Below are 1,159 nucleotides of genomic sequence, written 5' to 3' on the forward strand. Positions count from 1 at the left end.
TGAGTAATACCGTTGTACGTAAAAGACGTTTCACTATACATCGGATAAATATCTGGCAGATCACGAATGATTGCTTGACCCAACTTAGCTATATCATGCGGTGTTGAATACAAACCATCGCTATCTAAACCGTGAGGGTTAGTAAATGAGGAATTCGTCAAACCAAGTTGACTCGCCCAACTATTCATTAAGCTAACAAAGCCTGCTTCGCTGCCAGCGACGTGCTCTGCAATGGCAACACTAGCATCGTTTCCTGACTGAACCACCAATCCTCGATATAAATCAGACAGAGACACAGATGTGTTTACTTCGATGAACATTTTGGAAGAATCTGGGAAGTTTTTCGCCCAAGCGTTGCGACTAATGACAACTTGATCATCGAGACTGATATTGCCAGCGTTTACTTCTTGTCCTGCAACATAAGCAGTCATCAACTTAGTTAAGCTCGCTGGGTTTAATCGCTTGTCTGCATCGCGCTCTACCAACACTTTACCTGTGTGATAGTCCATCAGTACATAACCGCGGGAGCTTAATTCAGGTGCATTAGGGACAACAGTTGGTGCAGCAAAGGCAAAGTGAGAGAAGGTAGCAAGGCCGGTAAGGAAAGTCGTGTTGAATAAGGTATTTTTTCTCATAGTGACATCTAATCTTATTAGCAATCTGTGGCTTACAAACTAAGTCGAGTATATTGAAACGCCATACAGTTACAGCAGCAATGTTACGATTCGTTACCTTTACTCAATGTTTGTCGAGAAGAATGAGAGATGAGTAGAAATTTTCCGCCCATACATGTGATGCCCAAACGAGATCACGAAAGAACGGCCTCACGTCAATGACAGCGAGAATCCACATTTTTAGATAAGCAGATCTCTAAAACAAATCGTTCAAAATATGAAAAAGCACCCGCACAAACGGTGATGTCAGGGAGAGTACCTGTGCGGGCTTAAAAGGACAATTCAACCCAATAATTACAGAGCTGAAAAACTAGGGGTAATGAAAATCGGATAATCCAAGATCTTCAGTTGCGCTTATATTACTCACCTTACGTTTTATCTTGTTAGCTTCGCGTCAATACCAGAGTAATAGAGACGTGATACACAAAAATTGGGATTGATTTTATTGACGACGAATAAAATAAAAAATATCGAAGAGAAAACTC

The 1,159-nt window shown here is 41.2% G+C and carries 1 protein-coding gene; it reads right to left on the reverse strand.

Annotated features, from left to right (window positions below; translation table 11 throughout):
* Nucleotides 1-635: D-alanyl-D-alanine carboxypeptidase family protein (locus R7Q47_RS25690; protein WP_318090189.1), on the reverse strand; the 635-nt coding region annotated here is incomplete at its 3' end.
* Nucleotides 636-1,159 lie beyond the last annotated feature (524 nt).

This window comes from Vibrio sp. Vb0349, assembly GCF_033338975.1.